Genomic DNA, 23,418 nt, shown 5'->3' with positions numbered 1-23,418 from the left:
TATTATTATGAAATTTAATTGGGGTACAGGTATTGTAATTGCTATTGTTAGCTTTATTGGGTTTATTATGTATTTCGTAGTTACTATGAGTACAGATAAGAGTTACAGTCATGATTTGGTTACAGATAAATATTATCAGAAAGAATTAGAGTATCAAAAACAAATAGATGCCACAAAAAATGCAGCTCAATTAAAAGAGAATCTTGTATTAATTAATACAAAAGAAGGTTTACAAATTAAATTTCCAGAAGAATTTGATACTAAAGAAATTAAAGGTAAAGTGTTCCTATACAGACCATCTAATAAACAATTAGATTTTGAAATGCCAATTTCAATTTCTAAAACATATTTGCTCGTGCCTGAGAAACGTTTGTTAGATGGTCGTTGGAACATTACAATTTCTTGGAACTATAAAAGTAAAGAATATTTATTTAAAAAAGAATTGAATCTTTAATGTTTCTTTCTGCAATTATATTTGGTTTATTAGGTAGTTTTCACTGTGTTGGTATGTGTGGGCCTATTGCATTTATGTTGCCTATTGATAGACAGAATACTACAAAAGGTTTTTTTCAAATTTTAAGTTACCATCTTGGAAGGTTATTTACCTATAGTCTGATAGGATTACTTTTTGGGTTGTTAGGAAAAGGTTTTTATTTCTTCGGATTTCAACAGCAATTATCTATAATAGTTGGTATTACTATGATTATGGTAATACTTTTCCCTAAATTTTTTTCGAAAATAAATTTTTCAAAAAATATAAGTAAACTTATTTATAAAGTTAAAAATGCATTAGGAAAAGAACTTAAAAAAAAACGTAATGATACTTTTTTTACAATAGGTTTTTTAAATGGCTTCTTACCTTGTGGACTAGTATATATGGCTATTTTTGGGGCCTTAGCTACAACAAATGCTTTTTCAGGTAGCTTTTATATGTTTTTATTTGGTTTAGGTACAATTCCTTTAATGACAGCAGTAGTTTTTCTGGGTAATTTTACAAAAGGTACTTTTAGAAAAAGAATTCAAAAAATCATTCCAATAGTAGTTATAATAATAGGTTTTTTATTTATCCTTAGAGGTTTAGGTTTGGGTATACCTTATATTTCACCAGCACCAGTTTTAGATATTGTAAGTAACAATACTACCTGTCATTAAGTATTTTTTATTTTTAAACTATTACTTTAAAGCTTGTTCAGTTAAAAGATTATAATAAAACTTAATTTTAACAGTTTTAGTACTGTGTTAAATGTTTAAGTAGAAAAGTATTTATTATAAGAAAATCGATATATTTGAAGACTTAAAAATAATCTTTATTTAATGAGTTCTAATTTTCTGCGATTCTGTTTTTTTTGTGTTTTGTTTTTTTCATTAAAAAATTACTCTCAAGAAACTTTACCTATTTATCAAGATTATTTATCTGATAATGTGTATTTAGTGCATTCTTCTGCAGCAGGTATTGGTAATTCTAGTAAATTAAGAATGACTGCTAGACAGCAATGGGCAGGCATACCAGATGCACCTGCATTGCAAACATTAAGTTTTCATACAAAATTTGGAGAAGAGTCTAAAGCAGGTTATGGTTTTGTTTTATTTAATGATAAAAACGGTTTTCATTCTCAAAAAGGACTTCAAGGTACTTATTCTTATCATTTGCCATTAAGTGCAGGTCGTTTTTTTGAGCAACTATCTTTTGGTTTATCATTTACTTTTGTACAAAACCAATCAGACCAAAGATCTTTTGGTAATACAGATGTTGCTGCCATTATAGCAAGTACAAGTTACTATAATGCTGATTTTAGTCTTGCATATCATAAACGTGGTTTTTCTTCATATTTTACAATTAAAAACTTATTACTTACAGCTAAAAATAATTTAAATGTTCAAGAATCATTAGATTTAAGAAACTATATTGTAAGTGCAGGTTACTATTTTGGAGAAGACAATATTATTCAATTAGAACCATCTATTATGGTTCAGTTTAGACAAAGTACTGGTCAAAAGATAGCAGATTTTAATTTAAAGGCGTACAAAAACATATCTAAAACTCAGCTTTGGGCTGCATTGTCTTATAGAAGAAGTTTTGATGCAAATGCAATAGATAATTCTCAATATTTTTCACCAATAGTAGGTTTAAATTTTAATAATTTAATGTTTTCTTACACCTATACTAAACAGACCAATGATATTGTTTTAACTAACACAGGGTTTCATCAAATCTCTGTAGGTATTAATTTGTGGACAAGAGAACAAAGGGCTGCTGCATGTCCTAATATCAATTCTAATATTGGAAGATTTTAGAAATCTCTTTCAAAAATTTTAATATTTTTATCATCTTTAGAAACTAACATTTCTAGTGTTTTTTTGCTTTTATTAATGTAAAAATGGTGAACACTATTTCTTTTTTCTATATTGATTATTTGATGTTTTACTAAAATATTTTTTGTTTGTTTTGCAACAGCTTCACCAGAATCTATAATTTTAATTTTATTACCTATAATTTTTCTAATTTGAGGTATTAAATATGGGTAATGTGTGCAGCCTAAAACTAAACTATCTACTTTTTTTTCAATTAATGGAAGAATATAAGAGGATAAAAGAGTTGTCATTTCATTAGAATATAGCTTTCCGTTTTCAATAAGCTCTACTAACCCTTTTCCAATAATTTCTACTCTTTCAATATTTTTGTTAATAGAATTAGATGTTTTTTCAAACAATTCGCTATTTAAAGTTCCTTTGGTGGCAAGAATACCAATAGTATTTGTTTTTGTTTGAAGCGCAGCAGGTTTTATTGCTGGCTCAATTCCTATAAAAGGAATGTTGTATTTTTCTCTTAACACTTTAATTGCATTCGTAGTTGCAGTATTACAAGCTACAACAATAATTTTACAATTTTGTTCTAACAAAAATTCTGTATTTTTTATAGATAAATCTATAATTGCATCTTTATTTTTATTTCCATAAGGAGCGTTTTTACTATCAGAGAGATAAATAATATTCTCAAAAGGTAAAAGTTGATGAATTTCCTTCCAAATTGATGTACCACCAACTCCAGAATCAAAAATGCCAATAGGGAATTTGCTGTTTTTTAACATGTTTTGTAAAAATAAAAAAACCTACTGAATTTCAGTAGGTTTTAGTTTTATTATTAATTAAGTGTTTTTTAGAAACCTAATTTAGCTTTTACAGCGTTAAATAAGTCTTCTCCTTTTTTAACTAGTAATCCTTTACCAACAGAAGAATCTAAAACATATAAAACCCCTTTGCTAGCAGCAACATCTTCAATTGCTTTTTGAGCTTTTTCAATAATAGGTTGTAATCCTTCATTTTGTCTCTTCTGCATATCTTGGTAAGCAAATCTTCTTGCTTGTTCTAATTTTGTTGCTTCACCTTGAAGTTCTTTTGCTCTAGTATCATTAGTTGTTTGAGTTTGAGTTTTAGACTCTGCAATATATTTTTTTTGTGTAGCTTCTATTTTCTTTTCCATACCTAGTATTTCATCTTGGTATGTTTTACTTAATTTCTCCATAGTAACTTTTAATGCTTTTGTTTGTGGCATTTCTGCAACTAACTTTTCAAAGTTTATATGACCTACTTTTTGTGCATTTGCAACACCAGCTACCCCTAAAGTAAATACAGCAATTAATAGTAACGTTTTAAAATTTTTCATTCTTGTTTTGATTTAATTATTATTCTTGTCTTGTTTTGCTTGTTCTTTTTTCAATCTCAAGGCTTCTTTTTTCTCACGTAAAAGTTTTCTTTTTTCTTCACGTTTTTTTAATAATGCTTCTCTCTTTTCTGCTATTAGTTTTTTTTTGGCTTCTGCTTCTGCAACTTTCTTTGCTTTTGCATCTTCTTTTTTACTGATAACGTTTTTTTGTTCTGTTGTTAATTCTTTTTTAGGAATTACTTTTTTCTCGTTTTTTAATTTAGTTTTTTTGTCTTTTAATCTTGTTCTATCAATGGTTGCTAAAACAAGGTCGCTAATATCGTATTTTTTATTTGAATAAAGCATGACTAATTCACTAGATTTATCAAAAACAAAATCATATTTTTTTCTTTTTGAAATACTTTGAATTGCATTATAGACCTGATCTTGAATTGGCTTTACTAATTGCTTTCTTACCAAAAACATATCTCCATTAGGACCAAAGTATAAAGATTCTAACCTTCTTAATTCAACTTGTTTTAAAGTAATTTCTTCTTCTTTTTCTTCGATTAAATCTTTAGTAAGAATTGCTTTTTCACCAGCTAAATCTGTTTTTAATACCTCTATATGTCTTGCTTGTTTATCTAATTTATTTCTCCATTTAGCAACTTTAGCATCAAGTGTGTTTTGCGCTTCTAAATATTCTGGAACATTTTCTAGAATATACTCCATATCTATATAGGCAATAATTTGATTTCTTTGAGACCAAGAAATAGTAACAGTAAATAAAAGAACGACTAATAAAAATATTTTTTTCATTTGTATAATGTATTTAGAAAAAACCGTGCCAAAAAAACTTTTTCCTTACAAAGTTACTGTTTTCTTAGAATTGTCTCCCAATAATAAAATGTGTTTGCCAACCAGATTTTACACTTTCTCCTGGTAAAGGATCGAAACCATGTGCAAAGTCTATTCCTAAAAGACCAAATGCAGGCATAAATATTCTTACGCCAAGTCCGGCTGAACGTTTTAAATCAAACGGATTATATTCGTTAAAATTGTCATAAGAATTACCAGCTTCTAAAAATCCTAATGTGTAAATAGAGGCGGAAGGTGCATCTGTAATAGAATACCTTAATTCTAATTGAAATTTATTATAAATAGAACCACCTTGTGAAGAAGAAAGTCTATTGTTTTCATATCCTCTAACACCAATAGTTTCTCTACCATCTAATTGAAATTGAGCTATTCCATCACCTCCAACATAATATCTTTCAAATGGAGATAAACCAACTTTAGAATTATAATATCCTAAGTAACCAAACTCTGCGTTGGTCATTAATACTAACTTATCAGTAAAAGAGGTGTACCATTTTCCTTTAGCGCTAAATTTATAATATTCTAGCCATTTGTATTTTTCTGCAAAAAAGTCGTTTTCTTCTGCATCTGTTAAACCACTTGGTTCAGTATAATCTTTACCATTTACTAAAGAATAAGGAAAAGTTGCTTTTATACCTAAAGAGAATTCAGATCCATAAGTTGGAAAAATTAAGCTTGGTCCTGCAGAATTTCTAGACAATGTTGCACTATAAGATAAGTTATTTAAACTTCCATTGTTTAAAACTGATTCACCAACTAAAAAACTATAATTATTTAAATTAAAGCTTTGATATGCAATTGATTGAGATAGTTGAAAATAATCATCTGGCCATTTTAAACGTTGTCCTAAACCAATAGAAGCACCTACAATTCCTAAACTTTGACTTTTATCTACATCATAAGTAGTGTAATTTAGTTGATATTGTGTAGAAGAATATATAGAAAATGATAATGATTTTGGTTTTTTACCACCTAACCATGGCTCTGTAAAAGAAAAACTATATGTACTATAAGTTCTACTTGTTTGAAGTCTTAATGCTAATGTTTGACCATCTCCCATTGGTAATGGCTTGTATGCTTCTTTATTAAAAATGTTTCTAATTGAAAAGTTGTTAAAAGATAAACCTAATGTACCTATAAAAGATCCTCCTCCATAACCACCTTGTAGTTCTATTTGACTACCACCTTTTTCTGCTACACTAAAGTCTATATCTGCAGTTTTGTTTTGATAATCTGGCACTACATCTGGTGTTACATTTGCATCAAAGAAACCTAACTGACCAATTTCTCTAATAGATCTAATAATTGCACTTCGGCTAAATAAATCTCCAGGTTTAACACGTAATTCTCTAAATAAAACATGGTCGTTAGTTTTGTCATTACCAGAAACCGTTACTTTTTTAATACGTGCTTTTTCATCTTCTCTTACTCTAATTTCTACAGTAATAGAATCATTTTTAACTCTTGTTTCAATAGCATCTACAGAAGAGAAAAGAAAACCATTATCTTGGTATAAGGTAGATATATCTTGAGATGTTGGGCTGCCATCACCTTTAACACGTTCTTTTAAAACTGCACCATTATAAACATCTCCTTTTTCAATTTTTAAATATTGATGTAGTTGTTCGTCTGTATATTCTCTATTTCCAACAAACAAAATTTCTGCAAATCTATATTGTCTTCCTTCTTCTAGTTCTATATTAATGTTAATAGTATTATTGTCATTCCAAGTAATTTTATCACTTAAAATACGAGCATCTCTATAACCTAATCTACTGTATTTATCTAAAATGCTTTCTAAATCTTCTTGAAATTCTTCTTCTATATACTTAGAACCTTTCCAAAAACGACCCATCAATTTTTCTTTGGTGTTTTTCATAGCTTTTCTAAGCTTATTAGCAGAAAGTGCTTTGTTACCAGTAAAGACAATATCTTTAATTTTTATCTTACTTCCCTTATCAATATGAATAGCCATATTAACAACATTTACATCAGCTGTGTCTTTTTTAACATCTAAGTTAACTTTTGTTTTTAAGAAACCTTTGTCTGTATATTTTTTTGTGAAGTAATTTTTTGTAGTTACAATTAGGTTATCTGTAACCATGGCACCGACTTTTAATTCGGCATCTTTTTTTAATTCTTTAGCTTTACTTTTTTTAATTCCAGAAATTTTTACTGAATTTAATTGAGGAAGTTCTTGCACATCAAATTGAAGATATACAGTATTTCCATCTAGTTTAGCAAGGTAAACATCTACATTGCTAAATTGTTTACTCTCATATAGTTTTTTAATTGCACTTGTAAGTTTGTCTCCAGGAAGTTTAATAGCTTGCCCGTTTCTTAAACCTGTAAAAACCCTAACAGTTTCTTCGCTAAACTTTTTTAAACCTGTTACTGTTATTCCACCTAAGTTATATTCTTTACCTCTTTCTAAAGATAGGTTTTTAATAGATGTGGTATCTTTCTTTACAATAGATAAACTATCTTTAGTTGTTTGTGCCTTAGTGTTAAAGGTAGAAAATAATGCCGTTAGCATTATTAATGCAGAAAATAGTTTCATAAAAAATCTATTCTGTAATTTGTTCGCTTGTTTTTCCAAATCTTCGTTCTCTATTCTGGTAATCAATAATAGCATCATAAAAATGCTCTTCTCTAAAATCTGGCCAAAGTATATCTGTAAAATATAATTCGGCATACGCCATTTGCCATAATAAGAAATTACTAATGCGTTGTTCTCCACTAGTTCTTATCATTAAATCAACGTCGGGCAAATTAAACGTATATAAATGGTTATTTATAGTATTTTCATCAATTTCTTCGATATTTAGTTCTTTATTAACAACTTTTTTAGATATGTTTTTAATAGTATTAACAATTTCTTCTCTAGAACCATAACTTAGAGCGAAGGTTAAAATGATATCTTTATTGTTTTGTGTTTCAGATATTACATCTTTTAATACTTTTTGTGCTTTTTTTGGTAAAGAATCTATTGATCCAATAGCATTTACTTTTACACCATTCTTCATGAAATCTGGTAGTTCTTTTTTTAATGAATTAATTAATAAACTCATTAAAGCATCTACTTCTAGTTTTGGACGATTCCAGTTTTCTGTAGAAAAAGCGTATAAAGTAATGGCTTCTACATTTATTTGAGATGCAGCTTTTACAGATTCTCTTACAGCAGTTAAAGCATTTCTGTGGCCGAAAATTCTATTCATCCCTTTACCTTTAGCCCAACGTCCATTTCCATCCATAATAATGGCAACATGTTTGGGAGATTTTTGTAAGTCGATTTGTAGTTTTTTATCCATGTTTTTATAATCCTTCTGTGTAACAAGCAGGTCTTCCAAAAGTGTAAATTAATGAAAATCCTGTAAACATATACCAATCATTTCCAGTTCCTTCTATATTAATATTAGGAGTGTTGTTAGAAACGAAATCTAAATCATCTTCAAAAGTATATCTAAATTTAGCTTCTATAGAAAATGCTAAAGCACCATATAATTTTGATTTATATCCTAAGCCGAAAGGAATTGCATATGATGTTTTATTACCATAAACAATTTGACCTGAAGTATTATAAGATTCCTCATTTGTATAATTAAAACCAACTAATTCTAAAATAATGTAAGGTGTCCAGGTTTTATCATCTGAAGATAAATCGTACTCATAGAAATTGTATTCTAAACCTAAAGCTAATTCATTGATAGTATTTGAAAAATTAATTCCTCTATCTTTTCGATATGCTGTGTCTGCATCTAAATCATTTCCAGAAATTGGTAAATAGCTATAAGTTGCTCTTAAAGCAACTCTTGGGTTCCAATTGTATTTATAAAGTAATGCGCCTGCTGGTTTGTTTGGGTAGATATAATAATTATTACCAATGTCACCAACATAGTTTGTGCCTCCAAAAGATACACCTGCTTCATAAACTTGACCAAGTAGTATTGAAGAAAAATTTACAAAAACAAAAAATAAGATTGTGTTTTTCATCTTAAAAAAATAGCGAGCAAATATAGGGATTTCAAATTGCTTTATAAAGTTAATAATCAGTCTTTTTTGAATAACAACTTTTTTAAGGTAATATTGTAAATAACTCGTTAAATATTAGTTTTGTTTCTAATGTCTTCTCCCCATAAAAGTTTACTTCTTAATGTCTTTAAAAAAGATTGGTTTTTGGGTAATATACTTTTAATGGTAAAGGCTGTTTTTTCAATAAAAATTTTAGTGTCTTTTGGTACTGTTGTTACTCTAGAATCTAATGAAATTAAATAACTTTTTTCTCTAGAATCTACTTCTAGCTGAATTTTAGTTTCATCAGAAATCACCATTGGTCTAGCATTTAAGTTATGAGGTGCAATTGGTGTAATAACAATGTTTTTAGAATCTGGTAAAATAACTGGGCCATTACAACTTAAAGAATATCCTGTAGAACCTGTAGGTGTAGATATAATTAAACCATCTGCCCAATAATTGGTAAGATATTCATTATTTAAATTGGTTTTAACACCAATCATAGAAGTGGTGTTTTTCTTTGCAATTGTAACTTCGTTTAAAGCAAAGTTAAGTTCAGAAAACTCAGGGGTTTCAGGTTCTGTTCTTACAGATAGAAGTGTTCTTTCTTGAATTTTATATTCACCATTTAATACTAATTCTAAACTTTCTTCTATTACGTCTTTTGGCACAATAGCTAAAAAACCTAATCTACCAGTATTAATTCCTAAAATAGGAATGTTTAAATCTCTAATATGGGTAGCAGAACGTAAAAAAGTTCCATCTCCACCAATGGTAAGCATTATGTCAAAAGAATTGTCTAAATCATTAAAACTTACAAAAGATTTATAAATATCTTCTAAAACTTTATTCTCTATAAGTAAATTATAAAATTCACTTTCTATATAAAAATCAATTTTATTTTTTTCTAAAACGTTTAATAGAATTTTTATTTCCTTTTCGGAAGTTATTGCGTAAGATTGACCGTAAATTGCTGCTTTATTCAAAATGTTGTTTTTAATTTAAAACCTTTTTAGGTTTACATTTCTAAGTATTTTTGTAAATAATCAGATCTGTTTTTTAAATCTTCTAGGTAAATATCATTTTCGTGCATAGATATAATTTTATAATCATATCTTCTAAAAGTTTGCATAATTTCGTTTATTTCATCAGAAATAACTTTAATTGTAATTTGGTTAACATCGGTGTTTTTTTCTGAAATATATAAACCTAATAATTTACCTCCACTAGATTCTATAATTTGAACAACTTCACTCATAGAATAATCTGCTCTCAATTTTTCTATAATTAGTGTTTCACTTTCTTCAATCATAAACGGACTTGTAGAAAATACGTCTAAAACATCTCGCAAGTCAAAATAGCCAATGTAATCTTTGTTTTCATTTAAAACAGGAATAATGTTTGTGTCATTATCTGCAAAAATTTTTAACAATTCTAAAACAGTGGCTTTTTCATCAGCAAAAAAAGAATTTAATAAGTGTGCGTATACAACCAACTCTTCTTCTTTGTTTTCTATCGTTTGTATATCATCTTCTGCAAAAGAACCTAATAATTTATTGTTTTCAATTACAGGAAAATGTGTTATAGGGTAGTTTTTAAATACCTTTTGCGCATTTTTTATTATGTCTTTTAAACGAAGTGGCTTAATTTCTTCTAATATATAATCGTTCATATTCATGCTTTACGAATATAGGATAAATGATTTAATAAATTATCTTTGTAGTCTAATTTTAGACAATGACAAAGTTAAGTGTAAATATTAATAAAATAGCAACTTTAAGAAATTCTAGAGGTGGAAATGTACCTAATTTGTTAAAAGTTGCAACCGATATTGAAGAATTTGGAGCAGAGGGGATTACAATTCACCCTAGACCAGATGAAAGACATATTCGTTATCAAGATGCAAGAGATTTAAAAAATATTGTTTCTACAGAATATAATATTGAAGGAAACCCTATTAAATCTTTTATGGATTTGGTGTTAGAAGTGAAACCAACGCAAGTTACTTTGGTGCCAGATGCTGTAGATGCAATTACTTCTAATTCTGGTTGGGACACAATTACAAATCAATCTTTTTTACAAGAAGTGATAAAAGAATTTCAACAAAACGGAATAAGAACTTCTATTTTTATTGATACGGATGCTAAATTAATTGAAGCAGCTGCAAAAACAGGAGCAGACAGAATAGAATTATACACAGAAGATTTTGCAACACAATTTGATATAGGAAATAAAAATGCTGTTAAACCTTACACTGAAGCTGCTATTTTAGCTCATGATTTGGGGTTAGGTATTAATGCAGGTCATGATTTAAGTTTAGATAATATTAAATTCTTTAAAGAGAATATTCCTAATTTGGCAGAAGTTTCTATAGGACATGCTCTAATTGCAGAAAGTTTATATCTAGGGTTAGAAAATGTTGTAAATATGTATTTACGTAAACTTCAATAAAATGGAGATTTTACATTCAACTATAAAAGGAGTAGGAAAACCATTGTTAATTTTGCATGGTTATTTTGGAATGTCTGATAATTGGAAAACTCTTGGGAATCAATTTTCTGAAAATTATCAAGTTCATTTAATAGATCAAAGAAATCACGGACGTAGTTTTCATGAGGATGAATTTAATTATGAAGTCTTAGTTGAAGATTTATATAATTATATTCAATTTCATAAATTAGAGAATGTTTATATAATTGGGCATTCTATGGGAGGTAAAACAGCCATGTTATTTGCTGTTACTTATTCTGATTTAATAGAAAAATTAATAGTAGTAGATATTTCTCCAAGACAATATCAGCCACATCATAATGCAATTTTAGCAGGATTAAATTCTGTTGATTTTTCTGTTGAAAATACTAGGGCTTTGGTTGATAGGAAAATATCAAAATTAATTCCTGATTTTGGTGTGCGTCAATTTTTATTAAAGAATGTGTATTGGAAAGAAAAAGGACAATTAGCTTACAGGTTTAATTTAGATTCTTTAACAGAAAATAATCCAGAAGTAGGTGAAGCATTGCCACCTTTTACGGTTTTTGAAAAACAAACCTTATTCTTAAAAGGTGATAAATCTGACTATATTACAGAAAGTGAAGCGCCAATTATAGAAGCACATTTTCCTAACTCTAAAATTGTAACCATTAAAAATGCAGGACATTGGTTACATGCAGAAAATCCGAAGCAATTTTATATAGAAGTTTCTGAGTTTTTAAAATAAATAAAAAAGAGTTTTAAATTAATTTAAAAACTCTTTTTTATTTGTAGTTATTTATTTTTTAAGGATTGGTAGACCATAAAGCGGCACTTTTAAGCATTGCTCTTCTTGGTAGTTTTAAGCCAGCAACAATTAATTCTGCAAAATCACCTGGTTGTAAAACACTATCTTCAGAATCTTTGTTTGCAATTCCAAGATCTATAGACATATCAGAGGCAATTGTACTTGGTGTTAGTGTACAAACTCTAATATTATTTTTTCTAACTTCTTTCATTAAAGATTCAGACATACCAATAACTGCAAATTTAGAAGCAGAATAAGCAGAGGTTGTTGCATTACCACTTAAACCAGCAGTAGAAGAAACATTAATAATATCACCTTCATTTTTATCTATTAAATAAGGTAAAACTTCTTTTGTTACATAATACATTCCCATTAAATTAGTTTGTATAATTTGGCTCCATTGTTCTACTTTCATGTCATTAAAAGTTCCAAAAGCAGCAATACCAGCATTATTTACTAAGATATCTACAGTTTCAAATACATCTAAAATACTTTTTATACCTTTTTTTACTTCTTCATAATTACCCACATCAAAAATTGCATAAGTAGCTTTAACTCCAATTGTTTCTAATTCTAAAACTGTATTTTTTAAAGTAGTTTCATTTCTACCAGTTATAGCAACATCTATTCCTTCTTTAGCAAATGCAATAGCAGTAGCTTTACCCAATCCTCTACCACCTCCAGTAATTATGGCTTTTTTGTTTTTTAAAGCGTTCATTTTAATATTATATTTAACAATTAGTATTATATTAATCTTATGTAAAGTTAAGAAGTTTATCTAAGTTTTTTTAGGTTTTAAGTTTAAGTTAACACAACTTTATCTTAAAAGAAACAAACCTAGTAAACCAATAAATTTTATCTTTGCTATCTCATTTTTTTAAATATGAAAAAGATAATATTGTTATTTGTTTTATTAATATCTGTATTTAACAGTTTTAGTCAAACTTCTAATTTTTCTTTTAAGCAAGATTCTGATAGAAATTTATGGCAAAAATTCACATACGATTTAGGAAGTATAGCTGGCGGAATGGGGTATGCTTACAGCAGACCTTTATACTGGAAAGGAAATCAGTTTAAAAATGCAGCTTTTGTTGCTGCTGGTACATCTGCAATGTATTTAATAGACGATAAAATTGATAATTGGGCAAATAATTGGCGTGGAGATGTACCTCGTTGGTTAACAGATTATGGAAATGAATATGGAGGGCCAAATACAAATTTTAGGTTAACAGGAGCTGTATATTTGGTGGGTTTATTTACTAAAAACCCTAAGTTAAGAAGAACAGGCGTTTTGTTAATTTCTTCAGCTTCAGCTTCTGGTTTGTTGCAACAAGTATCTAAAAGAATTATTGGTCGTGCAAGACCGAAAGCAAATGTTGGAAAAGGAACTTTTGATTCTTTACATTTTGATAGGGTTTATAATTACGATTCTTTTCCTTCTGGTCATGTAATGTTAGGATTTACAAATGCCTATGTTTTAGCAAAACATTTTGACAGTCCATGGATTAAAGCTGGCTTATATACAGTTGGTTCTATACCAGGTTTTGCTAGAATTGTAGATCGTTTTCATTGGTTGTCTGATGTTGTGTTTTCTACAGCATTAAGTATTTTTATTGTAGAAGCTATAGATAAATACTTAGACACTAAGTATGATAAGAAATATAATGATAAGCGAAAAACAAAAAAAGTAGCTTGGGACATACAGTTTACACCACAAAGTTTTGGTGTAGTTATGAATTTTTAATTCAATAATAAAGAAAAATGAACATACAAAACGCACAAAAACAAGTAGACGATTGGATTCAAAATCATGGCGTTCGTTATTTTAATGAACTTACAAATATGGCACAACTTACAGAAGAAGTAGGTGAGGTTGCACGTATTATTGCAAGACGTTATGGCGAACAAAGTGAAAAAGAATCTGATAAAAATAAAGATTTAGGAGAAGAATTAGCAGATGTACTATTTGTAGTTTTATGTTTAGCAAATCAAACAGAAATTAACTTGCAAGATGCTTTTGAAAAGAAATTAGATATTAAAACAAAACGCGATCACGATCGTCATCACAATAATAAAAAATTAAAATAATGGCATTTTTAGAAAAAATAAAACAACCTGAGTTTTGGTCTAACTTTTTAAAAGTTGCCATTCCTTTTTTTGTAATAGTTACAGTAATTTCTTTGCTGATAAATAGTTCTTCAGAAATATTTTCTGGAGATTTTGTAACTTTAAATAAAAATAATTTTTCTGATGGTAAATGGAAAAACTTTTTTGGTTTTAAGATTATTTTTAGTGTTTTTTATGGGTTGTATATAACCAATAAGAAAATGTAGTAAAGCAAGTTTAATGCTTTTTAAAAACTTTAATTCCTGCTTTTATTTCAACATTTAAATGATTTTTTCTTGGAGTTAAAGGACAAGAGTATTTGTCATTATAAGCACAGTATGGGTTATATGTGTTATTAAAATTTAATATCACAGTATTTTCTGTTATAATATCAGTCGTCATTATATCCATATAACGTCCACCACCATAAGATTCTTCACCAGAAGTATCATCTGTAAAAGGTAAAAACAAGTAATCTTTGTATTTTTCATCACGCAAATCATCTTGACTCTGATAAATGGTTAATTGGCATTCTTTTCCGTTGATTTTAAAGTTTACCAAACCAAATTCTTTATACAAAGGTTTTCTATCTGTAGTTGTTGCCATTTCAAAAGTAGGCGCATTTTCTATTTTGGTAAAATTTGCTTTTACAACAAATGAAGAGTCAATTTTAAAAAACTCTAAACCTTTAAAATTTTTTAAATCTCTCTTTTTTAAAGGTGATTTAGAGGCGTCTTTATAAAAAGAATTCAGTTCTTTTTGATACTCAGTTTCTCCCACAATTTTACGTTTTCCTTGAGAATTGCAAGATGTCATTATTAAAAGTGAAGCTAGAATAAAAAGTGTTTTTTTCATTTTTTAATTTGGATTAAAACCAGGGGTAATTGATTTTGGTTGATAATTTTGCATCAATTTAGTTGATAAATTTTCAAACTGATTAGTTTCAGAAAGTTGTTTTAATTTATTCGGATCTAAATTTCCTTTCAAGTAAAAAACAGATGTTTTTGCCAAAGTTGAATTAAAAATAATGGCTTGTGTTACAATATCTCCATCTTCTTTTACAGAAATTATTTTTGTTTTTTCAGTTGTGTTTTTTCTTAAAATATCTGTAAAATTTCTGGCAGTTACCAAATCCATTTCCTGAATTAAAGTTTGCTGTTTTACACTGCTAATATCATTAAAAGTTATAAATTTAAAGTCTTTTACATTACCAAAAAGGTTGTTTATCTCTGGCGAAATATTAGTCAATAATGCTCTCATAAAATTTGGAACCTGAAAAGCAGTTACTCCTAAATCGCTTTTATGATCATTAAAAAAACTTTGAAAAGATTTACTGCTTCCACAAGAAAATAGAAAAACAAAACTTAAAATAGCGATGATTTTTTTAGTCATAATAATTTATTTACAAACCAAAAATACAATATTCAAATATTTTATGTAGCTTTATCCCATCATAAAGAAAATAAAAATGTATAAAGTCTTAACATATATTACCAAGTTATCGTGTAAAACACGAGAATATCGGTCTGTAAATATGTTTTGATGATATCAATATAAAATCAAGCAATTTAAAAAGTCCGACTTCACAGTCGGACTTTTTTATTTTTATACAACAACTAAACCATGATAAAACTATATAACAATTACATAAATACTTTTAGAGGGCTCTCTAAAGAAGTTTGGTGGCTTTCACTAATTACATTTATAAATAGATCAGGAACCATGGTAATTCCTTTTTTATCTCTTTACCTTACTAAAAGTTTAAATTTTTCTTTAACTGATGTTGGCTGGATTATGTCTTTTTTTGGTTTAGGTTCTGTTTTAGGTACTTGGATTGGAGGAAAATTAACTGATAAAATTGGGTATTACAAAGTTATGTATGTAAGTCTTGTTTTTACAGGAATTTTCTTTGTTTTATTACAATATGCATCTACATTTTACGGTTTTTGTGTAGGTATATTTTTGGTGATGTTAGTAGCAGATTCTTTTAGACCAGCAATGTTTGTAGCTTTAAGTGCTTATAGTAAACCAGAAAACAAAACACGTTCTGTAACTTTAATTCGTTTGGCAATTAACCTAGGTTTTTCTGCAGGACCAGCAGTAGGAGGTTTAATAATAACAGGAGTTGGTTATGAAGGTTTATTTTGGACAGATGGAATTACATGTGTTTTAGCAGCCTTTTTATTACTGAAAGTTTTGCATCCCAAAAAAGCAAAAATACAAGATGAAGTTAAAGTAGATAACCCTGTGTCTGCTTATGAAGATAAAGCTTTTTGGATTTTTTTTATAGCAATGTTTATTTTCGGTTTTGTATTCTTACAATACTTTTCTACAATGCCATTGTATTATAAAGATGCTCATTTTTTATCTGAATTTGAAATTGGTTTATTAATGGGTTTTAACGGTTTTTTTATTTTCCTTTTTGAAATGCCCTTGATAAAATGGCTAGAAGATTCTAAAAAGAATAAAGTAAAATTAATTACCCTTGGTTTATTTTTGGTTGCACTAAGTTTTATTGTTTTAAATCTTACAGGTTGGGTAGGTATTTTAATAATAGGAATGTTATTAATGACTGTTGGAGAAATGATTGCTTTTCCGTTTTCGAATGCATTTGCTGTAGAAAGAGCTAAAAAAGGAAATCAAGGTGAGTACATGGCTTTGTATAGTATTTCATTTTCTTTATCTCATATTTTTAGTCATAATGTTGGTATGCAAATGGTAAACGAGTTTGGCTTTAAAACCACTTGGACAGCAATAACAATATTTGCTTTGATAGGTGTTTTAATTCTTATATACTTATTAAAAGTTCTAAAGAAAGAAATGATATAAAAAAAACCATCAAATTAATTTGATGGTTTTTTTAGACTTTTAAATTTGATTATTTCAACACAGAAAACTCAATACTAGAATCTGTAAAAACGGTATGCGTTTGTGTTTTAAAATCTTTCTCATCTGCTTTGTAGATATTATCTACATACGTTTGAGGATTTAAATCTATTAAAGGAAACCAAGTGCTTTGCACCTGAATTTGTACTTTATGACCTTTTTTAAAGGTATGAAAAACATCTTGTAATTTAATATTTACATTAGTCTTTTTATTAGGAATAAAAGGTTCTGGTTTTTCAAAACTATTTCTAAAACGTCCTCTTAAAACTTCACTTCTTACCATTAAATGATAATTACTCATCTTTAAATGATCTTGTAATTTATCGTTGTTTTCTTTTGTATCATTAGGATGAACATCTATCACTTTAACAATCCAATCTGCAGCAGAACCTGTTGTTGCAACTTTTAATTTAGCTAAAATATCTCCAGCTAACGTAAAATCTTCCGTTAAAACATCCGTTTCAAAAACCAAAACATCTGGTCTTCTTGCCGCAAAACGCTGATCGTCTGTCATGTATTTTCTTGGAGTGAAAACCGTCTTAATATCTTCAGAATACGGAACAGGTCTTTTAATATCACTAATAAATTTTACTCCTTTAGAAGATTTTTTTTCAGAAGTTAATTCTTGATTCACAGATAAAAACCAATTCTCTTTTACAACATTTTTAGGAGGCCAAGAATCAAAAGATTTCCATTCTTTTTTACCAGAATCATATACATAAGCTTCTGGCAAACCAGCGTTTTTATCTCCTTTTCCTTTTAAGAAATGGTTAAAGAATTTTGTTTCTATTTCAGATTGAAATTTTAAAGAAATAGAATCTCCAAAATAATAGTTACCAACAGAGTTCTTTACAGTATTTCTAGCCCATTTCCCATGATCCCAAGGGCCAAAAACAAGTGTGTTGTAGTTCTCTTTTCCGTGTTTTTCTATGGCTTTATAAGTTTCTAAAGGTCCATATAAATCTTCTGCATCAAACTCACCACCAACAATCATGGTTGCAACTGTAGATGGAACTTTATCTAAATGCTGAATAATGCCTTTACTTTTCCAGTTTTCATCATAATTAGGATGTTCAACAATTTCTTTCCAGAAAAAATCATCTATTTTATCTTTACTTTTTGTAGAATTTACATCTAATTTATCATACTGAAAAAAATCGTTTAAGTTAGATAATGGGCCTTTATCTAAGAAAAATTGATATTGATCTTGTGAGTCCATTTTCGGAAAAGAATACCAAGCAGAATCTGTAGGAGTATCTTTATAAGTCCCAAATAAAGAAATTGCTCTAAAATAACTTAATAAAAATGCACCATTATGATGAAAATCATCAAAGAAAAAATCGCCAATACAAGCCTGTGGAGAAGCCGCTTTTAAAGCAGGATGCGCATCAATTGCAGAAACTGTAGCATAATGACCAGGATAAGAAATTCCCCAAGTACCAACATTTCCATTGTTGTTTTCTACATTTTTCACCAACCAATCTATAGTATCATATGTGTCAGAAACTTCATCAGATTCGTTCTCTTTTTTATTAGGTATATATGCACGCATGTTGTCATAAACTCCTTCACTCATCCAACGACCACGAACATCTTGATACACCACAATGTTGCCTTCTTTCATTAAATGAATATTCGGACCAATTTTGGTTTTCATTTTACCTTCTCCGTAAGGTGCAGAACTATAAGGTGTTCTTTGTATTAAAATAGGATATTTTTTAGAAGTATCTTTTGGAGAATAAATAGTTGTATGGAGCTTAACATTATCTCTCATAACAATATCTACTTCAGTTTTTATGTAATTATTAGCTACATAATTTTCTTTTTTTTGTTCTTTTTTTGATGTAGGTTCACAAGAATAAAAAAGTGAAACACTAACAATTAATAGAATTAAAATTCTTTTCATTGTAAAGTTGGTTAAATTAGTGGCTAAATCTACAAAACAAATAAGAGTTAGTAAAACATCAGATGTTAAAAGAAATATAATGGTTTTAAGAAGCTATTTCCTGCTTTTCACTATATCTTTTTTTCGTTCCTCAAAAAAGGATGCCGTTTCAATCAGGGCTAAACCAATTTATAAAAGTTGTGCTTAACCTATAAATAAAAAGAATTTTTAAAAACGGATTGTTAAAATCATTTTAAATACTTTTAAACTTTAAAATATAGAAAAGATGAAAAAAGCATTTTTATTATTCATTGCAATAACATTAGTAGGCTGTAATTCAAAAAATGTTAGAGTAAACAAAGAAAATCAACAAGTAAAAATATTTCCAAAATTAGAAAAAGGTAGATATAATGTAGGTTTTTTAATTATGGACGGAACTTTTAATACAGAGTTAACTGCACCTTTCGATATTTTTCAGCACACTGTTTTTAGAAAAAATATAAAAGCAATGAATGTTTTTACAGTAGCAAATACAGATAAACCAATAACTACTTTTGAAGGAATGAGAATTTTATCAGATTATAATTATCTAAAAGATTCTTTACCAAAAATTGATGTTTTGGTAGTTCCTTCTGCAAAACATCATTTAGATTCTGATTTAGACGACACTGCAATGATAGATTTTGTAAAACAAGTTGATAAAGAAGCAAAATATGTAACTTCTCATTGCGATGGTGCATTTGTTTTGGCAAAAGCAGGTTTATTAAAAGATAAAGTTTCTACAACTTTTCCAAGTGATATTGATAAAATGAGAACAATGTTTCCAGATTTAGATATCAGAAAAAACCTGTTATTTGTGCACGATGGAAAATATATAACTTCTGCTGGAGGTGCAAAATCTTTTGAAGCGGCTTTGTATTTGTGTGAGTTTTTATATGGCAAAGATATTGCAAAATCTCTAGCAGGAGGTTTAGTTATTGATTGGAATGTTGATGAGGTTCCTCATTTAATTGTTGAGTAATTCCTGTTATCGCGAGTTTACGAAGCGATCTCTCGTTTTGTTCGAAATGACATTCTGCCTTTTCAATATTTTATTAGTTAGCAAACAAGTTTAGCCCTGATTGAAACGGCATCCTTTTTGTTTTTCACAAAAAGATATAGAGGAAAGCAGGAAATAGCTTCTTAAAAAAAAAGTATTTCATACAATTAAAATTGGTGTATTTTTGCAAAATATGGAAGGCACGAAAAAACATCAATTAACAGATTGGTTACCAACAACCAACAAGGAAGTAAAAATCCGTGGTTGGGAAGAATTAGACGTGATTTTATTTAGTGGAGACGCTTATGTAGATCACCCTTCTTTTGGACCTGCTGTAATTGGTAGAATCTTAGAAAGTTATGGTTTGCGTGTGGCAATTGTGCCACAACCAAGTGTAAATGATAATTTGCAAGATTTTGAAAAGTTAGGAAAACCTCGTTTATTTTTTGCGGTAACTGGTGGTTGTATGGATCCTATGGTTTCTAATTATACTGCTAGTAAAAGACGTAGAGATAAAGATGCATATACACCTAATGGTGATAAGGGTTTTAGACCTGATTATGCTACTTCTGTATATTCTAAAATATTAAAAGAAAAATTTCCTGATGTTCCTGTTTTAATTGGTGGTATTGAAGCTTCTTTAAGACGTGTAACGCATTATGATTATTGGTCTGACAAGTTATTACCTGGTATTTTAGAAACTTCTAAAGCAGACATGTTAGTGTATGGAATGGGTGAACAGCCATTGCGTGAAATTGTAGAATTATTACAAAAAGGAGTTCCGTTTTCTAGCTTAAAAAACATAAAACAAACGGCAATTTTTGTTAATGAAAAAGAAGAAAAATTACCTGTTGTAAATGGTTGGGAAGATGTTACAATCAATTCTCATGAAGCTTGTTTAAAGGATAAAAAAACGTTTGCTTCTAATTTTAAAGTGATTGAGCAAGAATCTAATAAATTAAAAGCAAGAAGAATTTTACAAGGAGTAGGAGAGAAAACAATGGTGATTAATCCACCTTTTCCTACTATGACAGAAAAGGAAATTGATGGTTCTTTTGATTTGCCTTTTACACGTTTACCGCATCCAAAATATAATAAACGTGGGCCAATTCCTGCGTTTGAAATGATAAAATTTTCGATTAACATTCATAGAGGATGTTTTGGTGGTTGTAGTTTTTGTACAATTTCTGCACATCAAGGAAAGTTTATTGCAAGTAGAAGTCAAGAGTCTGTTTTAAGAGAAGTTGACAAGGTAGCAAATATGCCAGATTTTAAAGGCTATTTATCTGATATTGGTGGACCTTCTGCGAATATGTATCAGATGAAAGGAAAAGTACAATCTATCTGTGACAAATGTGTTGCACCAAGTTGTATCTCGCCAGTAATTTGTTCTAATTTAGATACTTCTCATAAACCTTTAACGGAATTATATCAAGCGGTTGATAAACATCCGAAGATTAAAAAATCTTTTATTGGAAGTGGAATTAGACATGATATGTTGGTGCCAGAATTTAATAAAAATGCAGATCCAAAAGAATTAGATGCCTATACAGAAGAAGTAATGACAAAACATGTTTCTGGTAGATTAAAAGTAGCTCCAGAACATACTTCAGACCCGGTTTTAAAATTGATGCGTAAACCGTCTTTTAAATATTTTCATTTATTTAAAAAGCGTTTCGATAAGATAAATATGAAGAAAAGATTGAACCTTCAATTGATTCCGTATTTTATTTCTAGTCATCCAGCGAGTGAAGTAGAAGATATGGCAAATTTGGCAGCAGAAACTAAAGATATGGGTTTTCAGCTTGAGCAAGTGCAAGGTTTTACACCAACACCAATGACAGTTGCTACTGTTATTTATTATTCTGGTTATCATCCATACACATTAAAACCTACAAAAACTCCGAAAACTAAAAGAGAACGTGAAGATCAACACAAATTTTTCTTTTGGTACAAAAAAGAAAATAAAGATTGGATTAGAAATACATTGAACAAAGTTGGAAGACCAGATTTGTTAAAAGTATTACTGCCAGAAACGAATTCTTGGAAAAAGAATAAAAAAGCACAAGAAACTAAAAATACGTTTGATGATGCTATTCCTTTTAATAGAAGAAAGAAAAAAGTGAGTAGAACTTCTTCTAAGAAGAGGAGGAGGTAGGTTGTGACTAGTGTTTGTTTATAAGGGGTAAATTACTTGTTTAAGTGCTATATTTTGTAAATAATTACTAATTAAGAGAATCTGTAAGAGTTTTCGCAATTAAGTAGAAACCTAACATGCTTCTAAAGTTTTAATATTTTATAGTGTTTTCTTTAACCTTTTGATTGAAATCAAAAATAGTGTTCCTAAAGTAGTTAATATTATGCCAACTCTGCAATGTCTTCCTTCAAATTTTCCAATAATGTTTTCATAAATTGCAAATAATTCATTATAAATTCCAATTGCAAGTAAAATTATAAATACTATTATTGCAATCCGTTTTTTATCAGTGAAATTTTTTCTAATCGATAAAATGAAAATTACAAAAAATAAATATCCAATTATTTGAGTTGTAAGAAATTTATCTGAAGACGATTTTCTTGCAAAATCTATTAGAGAATGTTGAATTCTGATATTCAAAAATTCAAGCCCATTTTGCAAATCAAATTTTAACAGAAATATTGAAGTCAAAGCTCCTAAAATCAATAATATAATTTCTTTTTTCATCTTTCTAGCAATTATTTCGAGTTTTAATTTGCCATATCCAGTGTTAGCTAAGTTCTATTTTTTAAAATTTAGAAACAAACTAAATTATTTCTTTACAGCAATCATCATATGAGGGCTAAAAGGCAACAAATATTCATCGTTTTCTGTGAGTTTTTGCAAAGCTTTTAAAGTTTTCGATTTCTTCTTATCTAACATATTTGCAAAATATTCATTGTCTAACCAAATCATTCCTTCAACCGCAAAAATATCGATAAATTTTAATTCTTGTTCTAGAAATTCAGCTTTTAAATCTTGTGGTTTATGATAAAATGCATCTGCCAACAAAAAAGGAAAATCTTTAGGAGCATTATGTATTCCAGAAGTTAATTCTTTTTTACACATTTCAAAAAATGAATTTGCGTGAATCATTCCATTCATTAAACCAACAACTGTAGATGCTGTAGAATTTATTGCAAAACCTAAAATAATTCCGCCTTTTTTTAAAACTCGTTTTGCTTCATTTATGGTAGCAATTCGATCTTCTCTTTTTTGTAAATGATACAATGGTCCGTGTAAAATTACCAAATCTGCAGAGTCATTTTTATAAGGTAATTTCTGAGCAATACCTTTGGCAACAGAATACGGGTTTTTTAGTTTTTTTGCTCTTTTTTCGGCTAATTTTATGTGCTTTACAACAGGCTCTATTAAGTGTACTTTATGGTTTTGTTGTGCTAACCATTCAGAATATTTTCCTGTTCCTCCACCAACATCAATTATTGTAGAATTTGATTTAGAAATATGTTGTTCAATTAAATCTTTGATTCGTTCAAATTCAAAAATTCCCATTCCTTTTTCAAGACGAGTTTCTTCTGATGCTTTGTTGTAAAAATCTTCTAGCTCTTTATTGATAAGTGATTTGTTTTTCATTAAAAAAAAATTGAACTCAAATGTAAAATAATAATTTGAATGTTAAATAAAACAATTATTAGCAATTAATTATTATTTT

Annotated in this window: 25 protein-coding genes; 11 read left to right on the top strand and 14 right to left on the bottom strand. The window is 28.5% G+C overall.

The window, feature by feature from the left end; translation table 11 throughout:
• Positions 1-7: 7 nt before the first annotated feature.
• The 3 genes from ABJG40_RS06500 (at position 8) to ABJG40_RS06490 (ending at position 2,295) form a co-directional block, all read left to right on the top strand.
• Complete coding sequence (locus tag ABJG40_RS06500; RefSeq protein WP_348023768.1) at positions 8-454, top strand: FixH family protein; 447 nt, start codon at positions 8-10, stop codon at positions 452-454.
• Entirely contained in the window at positions 454-1,152 is a 699-nt protein-coding gene (locus ABJG40_RS06495) for a sulfite exporter TauE/SafE family protein (RefSeq protein WP_348023767.1), read from the top strand. Before ABJG40_RS06500 ends, ABJG40_RS06495 begins: the two co-directional genes overlap by 1 nt.
• Before the next feature lie 162 nt (positions 1,153-1,314).
• Positions 1,315-2,295: a type IX secretion system membrane protein PorP/SprF gene (locus ABJG40_RS06490; RefSeq protein ID WP_348023766.1), complete on the top strand. Its 981-nt coding sequence runs from the start codon at positions 1,315-1,317 to the stop codon at positions 2,293-2,295.
• Here ABJG40_RS06490 and murI read toward each other — a convergent pair.
• The 8 genes from murI to ABJG40_RS06450 all read right to left on the bottom strand — a co-directional run bounded on the left by murI (position 2,292) and on the right by ABJG40_RS06450 (position 10,208).
• Positions 2,292-3,089, bottom strand: coding sequence for a glutamate racemase (gene murI, locus ABJG40_RS06485; protein ID WP_348023765.1), 798 nt, complete (start codon positions 3,087-3,089; stop codon positions 2,292-2,294). The two genes, ABJG40_RS06490 and murI, sit on opposite strands and share 4 nt — an antisense overlap.
• Before the next feature lie 68 nt (positions 3,090-3,157).
• The gene (locus ABJG40_RS06480) at positions 3,158-3,664 is read right to left on the bottom strand and encodes an OmpH family outer membrane protein (RefSeq protein ID WP_348023764.1); all 507 of its coding nucleotides are present in this window, start codon (positions 3,662-3,664) and stop codon (positions 3,158-3,160) included.
• 12 nt (positions 3,665-3,676) lie between these two features.
• Complete coding sequence (locus tag ABJG40_RS06475) at positions 3,677-4,462, bottom strand: OmpH family outer membrane protein (RefSeq protein ID WP_348023763.1); 786 nt, start codon at positions 4,460-4,462, stop codon at positions 3,677-3,679.
• 64 nt (positions 4,463-4,526) lie between these two features.
• On the bottom strand, positions 4,527-7,082 hold the full coding sequence (bamA, locus tag ABJG40_RS06470) for an outer membrane protein assembly factor BamA (protein ID WP_348023762.1): 2,556 nt from the start codon (positions 7,080-7,082) through the stop codon (positions 4,527-4,529).
• A gap of 7 nt (positions 7,083-7,089) precedes the next feature.
• The gene (locus ABJG40_RS06465) at positions 7,090-7,833 is read right to left on the bottom strand and encodes an isoprenyl transferase (RefSeq protein WP_348023761.1); all 744 of its coding nucleotides are present in this window, start codon (positions 7,831-7,833) and stop codon (positions 7,090-7,092) included.
• Between the two features lie 4 nt (positions 7,834-7,837).
• Positions 7,838-8,515: a DUF6089 family protein gene (locus ABJG40_RS06460; RefSeq protein ID WP_348023760.1), complete on the bottom strand. Its 678-nt coding sequence runs from the start codon at positions 8,513-8,515 to the stop codon at positions 7,838-7,840.
• A gap of 107 nt (positions 8,516-8,622) precedes the next feature.
• Positions 8,623-9,522, bottom strand: coding sequence for an NAD kinase (locus tag ABJG40_RS06455; protein ID WP_348023759.1), 900 nt, complete (start codon positions 9,520-9,522; stop codon positions 8,623-8,625).
• Between the two features lie 32 nt (positions 9,523-9,554).
• Complete coding sequence (locus tag ABJG40_RS06450; RefSeq protein WP_348023758.1) at positions 9,555-10,208, bottom strand: CBS domain-containing protein; 654 nt, start codon at positions 10,206-10,208, stop codon at positions 9,555-9,557.
• A gap of 65 nt (positions 10,209-10,273) precedes the next feature.
• Here ABJG40_RS06450 and ABJG40_RS06445 point away from each other — a divergent pair, with 65 nt between their 5' ends.
• Entirely contained in the window at positions 10,274-10,987 is a 714-nt protein-coding gene (locus tag ABJG40_RS06445; RefSeq protein ID WP_348023757.1) for a pyridoxine 5'-phosphate synthase, read from the top strand.
• A 1-nt stretch (position 10,988) separates the two neighbouring features.
• A complete protein-coding gene (locus ABJG40_RS06440; protein WP_348023756.1) occupies positions 10,989-11,753 on the top strand; it encodes an alpha/beta fold hydrolase in 765 nt (254 codons plus the stop codon).
• 58 nt (positions 11,754-11,811) lie between these two features.
• Here the strand turns inward: ABJG40_RS06440 and ABJG40_RS06435 are convergent, their stop codons facing one another.
• The gene (locus ABJG40_RS06435) at positions 11,812-12,531 is read right to left on the bottom strand and encodes a 3-ketoacyl-ACP reductase (RefSeq protein WP_348023755.1); all 720 of its coding nucleotides are present in this window, start codon (positions 12,529-12,531) and stop codon (positions 11,812-11,814) included.
• A 165-nt stretch (positions 12,532-12,696) separates the two neighbouring features.
• Between ABJG40_RS06435 and ABJG40_RS06430 the strand changes: the two genes are divergently transcribed.
• From ABJG40_RS06430 to ABJG40_RS06420, 3 genes are read left to right on the top strand one after another with little or no spacing between them, the layout of a single operon-like run.
• On the top strand, positions 12,697-13,557 hold the full coding sequence (locus ABJG40_RS06430) for a phosphatase PAP2 family protein (protein ID WP_348023754.1): 861 nt from the start codon (positions 12,697-12,699) through the stop codon (positions 13,555-13,557).
• A 17-nt stretch (positions 13,558-13,574) separates the two neighbouring features.
• Positions 13,575-13,901, top strand: a complete 327-nt coding sequence (locus tag ABJG40_RS06425; protein ID WP_348023753.1) for a nucleotide pyrophosphohydrolase — start codon at positions 13,575-13,577, stop codon at positions 13,899-13,901.
• Positions 13,901-14,146: a hypothetical protein gene (locus tag ABJG40_RS06420; RefSeq protein WP_348023752.1), complete on the top strand. Its 246-nt coding sequence runs from the start codon at positions 13,901-13,903 to the stop codon at positions 14,144-14,146. The genes ABJG40_RS06425 and ABJG40_RS06420 overlap by 1 nt, the downstream gene beginning before the upstream one ends.
• Positions 14,147-14,156: 10 nt before the next feature.
• Here the strand turns inward: ABJG40_RS06420 and ABJG40_RS06415 are convergent, their stop codons facing one another.
• Both ABJG40_RS06415 and ABJG40_RS06410 read right to left on the bottom strand, forming a co-directional pair.
• On the bottom strand, positions 14,157-14,774 hold the full coding sequence (locus ABJG40_RS06415) for a DUF1684 domain-containing protein (protein ID WP_348023751.1): 618 nt from the start codon (positions 14,772-14,774) through the stop codon (positions 14,157-14,159).
• Positions 14,775-14,777: 3 nt separating this feature from the next.
• Positions 14,778-15,311 (bottom strand): DUF4252 domain-containing protein, encoded by a 534-nt coding sequence (locus tag ABJG40_RS06410; protein WP_348023750.1) that lies wholly within the window; start codon positions 15,309-15,311, stop codon positions 14,778-14,780.
• Between the two features lie 231 nt (positions 15,312-15,542).
• Between ABJG40_RS06410 and ABJG40_RS06405 the strand changes: the two genes are divergently transcribed.
• Positions 15,543-16,748, top strand: coding sequence for an MFS transporter (locus tag ABJG40_RS06405; protein WP_348023749.1), 1,206 nt, complete (start codon positions 15,543-15,545; stop codon positions 16,746-16,748).
• Between the two features lie 49 nt (positions 16,749-16,797).
• Here ABJG40_RS06405 and ABJG40_RS06400 read toward each other — a convergent pair whose 3' ends face one another.
• Positions 16,798-18,711, bottom strand: a complete 1,914-nt coding sequence (locus ABJG40_RS06400) for a CocE/NonD family hydrolase (RefSeq protein WP_348023748.1) — start codon at positions 18,709-18,711, stop codon at positions 16,798-16,800.
• Positions 18,712-18,976: 265 nt separating this feature from the next.
• Here ABJG40_RS06400 and ABJG40_RS06395 point away from each other — a divergent pair, with 265 nt between their 5' ends.
• Positions 18,977-19,711, top strand: coding sequence for a DJ-1/PfpI family protein (locus tag ABJG40_RS06395; RefSeq protein ID WP_348023747.1), 735 nt, complete (start codon positions 18,977-18,979; stop codon positions 19,709-19,711).
• A gap of 211 nt (positions 19,712-19,922) precedes the next feature.
• A complete protein-coding gene (locus tag ABJG40_RS06390) occupies positions 19,923-21,887 on the top strand; it encodes a YgiQ family radical SAM protein (RefSeq protein WP_348023746.1) in 1,965 nt (654 codons plus the stop codon).
• Between the two features lie 138 nt (positions 21,888-22,025).
• Here ABJG40_RS06390 and ABJG40_RS06385 read toward each other — a convergent pair whose 3' ends face one another.
• Positions 22,026-22,433 (bottom strand): hypothetical protein, encoded by a 408-nt coding sequence (locus ABJG40_RS06385; RefSeq protein WP_348023745.1) that lies wholly within the window; start codon positions 22,431-22,433, stop codon positions 22,026-22,028.
• 84 nt (positions 22,434-22,517) lie between these two features.
• Positions 22,518-23,339: a class I SAM-dependent methyltransferase gene (locus ABJG40_RS06380; RefSeq protein WP_348023744.1), complete on the bottom strand. Its 822-nt coding sequence runs from the start codon at positions 23,337-23,339 to the stop codon at positions 22,518-22,520.
• Positions 23,340-23,418: the final 79 nt, after the last annotated feature.

Origin of the sequence: Polaribacter sp., from assembly GCF_039939415.1 — a bacterium.
Classification (GTDB): Bacteria; Bacteroidota; Bacteroidia; order Flavobacteriales; family Flavobacteriaceae; genus Polaribacter.
Note: the sequence above shows the minus strand (reverse complement) of the source record. Positions and strands in the feature narration are given on the sequence as shown.

Excerpts from the sequence above, each read along its gene's own strand:
- ABJG40_RS06500 (WP_348023768.1), top strand. The coding sequence starts at position 8 with ATGAAATTTAATTGGGGTACAGGTATTGTAATTGCTATTGTTAGCTTT.
- ABJG40_RS06495 (WP_348023767.1), top strand. The coding sequence starts at position 454 with ATGTTTCTTTCTGCAATTATATTTGGTTTATTAGGTAGTTTTCACTGT.
- ABJG40_RS06490 (WP_348023766.1), top strand. The coding sequence starts at position 1,315 with ATGAGTTCTAATTTTCTGCGATTCTGTTTTTTTTGTGTTTTGTTTTTT.
- murI (WP_348023765.1), bottom strand. The coding sequence starts at position 3,089 with ATGTTAAAAAACAGCAAATTCCCTATTGGCATTTTTGATTCTGGAGTT.
- ABJG40_RS06480 (WP_348023764.1), bottom strand. The coding sequence starts at position 3,664 with ATGAAAAATTTTAAAACGTTACTATTAATTGCTGTATTTACTTTAGGG.
- ABJG40_RS06475 (WP_348023763.1), bottom strand. The coding sequence starts at position 4,462 with ATGAAAAAAATATTTTTATTAGTCGTTCTTTTATTTACTGTTACTATT.
- bamA (WP_348023762.1), bottom strand. The coding sequence starts at position 7,082 with ATGAAACTATTTTCTGCATTAATAATGCTAACGGCATTATTTTCTACC.
- ABJG40_RS06465 (WP_348023761.1), bottom strand. The coding sequence starts at position 7,833 with ATGGATAAAAAACTACAAATCGACTTACAAAAATCTCCCAAACATGTT.
- ABJG40_RS06460 (WP_348023760.1), bottom strand. The coding sequence starts at position 8,515 with ATGAAAAACACAATCTTATTTTTTGTTTTTGTAAATTTTTCTTCAATA.
- ABJG40_RS06450 (WP_348023758.1), bottom strand. The coding sequence starts at position 10,208 with ATGAACGATTATATATTAGAAGAAATTAAGCCACTTCGTTTAAAAGAC.
- ABJG40_RS06445 (WP_348023757.1), top strand. The coding sequence starts at position 10,274 with ATGACAAAGTTAAGTGTAAATATTAATAAAATAGCAACTTTAAGAAAT.
- ABJG40_RS06440 (WP_348023756.1), top strand. The coding sequence starts at position 10,989 with ATGGAGATTTTACATTCAACTATAAAAGGAGTAGGAAAACCATTGTTA.
- ABJG40_RS06435 (WP_348023755.1), bottom strand. The coding sequence starts at position 12,531 with ATGAACGCTTTAAAAAACAAAAAAGCCATAATTACTGGAGGTGGTAGA.
- ABJG40_RS06430 (WP_348023754.1), top strand. The coding sequence starts at position 12,697 with ATGAAAAAGATAATATTGTTATTTGTTTTATTAATATCTGTATTTAAC.
- ABJG40_RS06425 (WP_348023753.1), top strand. The coding sequence starts at position 13,575 with ATGAACATACAAAACGCACAAAAACAAGTAGACGATTGGATTCAAAAT.
- ABJG40_RS06420 (WP_348023752.1), top strand. The coding sequence starts at position 13,901 with ATGGCATTTTTAGAAAAAATAAAACAACCTGAGTTTTGGTCTAACTTT.
- ABJG40_RS06415 (WP_348023751.1), bottom strand. The coding sequence starts at position 14,774 with ATGAAAAAAACACTTTTTATTCTAGCTTCACTTTTAATAATGACATCT.
- ABJG40_RS06410 (WP_348023750.1), bottom strand. The coding sequence starts at position 15,311 with ATGACTAAAAAAATCATCGCTATTTTAAGTTTTGTTTTTCTATTTTCT.
- ABJG40_RS06405 (WP_348023749.1), top strand. The coding sequence starts at position 15,543 with ATGATAAAACTATATAACAATTACATAAATACTTTTAGAGGGCTCTCT.
- ABJG40_RS06400 (WP_348023748.1), bottom strand. The coding sequence starts at position 18,711 with ATGAAAAGAATTTTAATTCTATTAATTGTTAGTGTTTCACTTTTTTAT.
- ABJG40_RS06395 (WP_348023747.1), top strand. The coding sequence starts at position 18,977 with ATGAAAAAAGCATTTTTATTATTCATTGCAATAACATTAGTAGGCTGT.
- ABJG40_RS06390 (WP_348023746.1), top strand. The coding sequence starts at position 19,923 with ATGGAAGGCACGAAAAAACATCAATTAACAGATTGGTTACCAACAACC.
- ABJG40_RS06385 (WP_348023745.1), bottom strand. The coding sequence starts at position 22,433 with ATGAAAAAAGAAATTATATTATTGATTTTAGGAGCTTTGACTTCAATA.
- ABJG40_RS06380 (WP_348023744.1), bottom strand. The coding sequence starts at position 23,339 with ATGAAAAACAAATCACTTATCAATAAAGAGCTAGAAGATTTTTACAAC.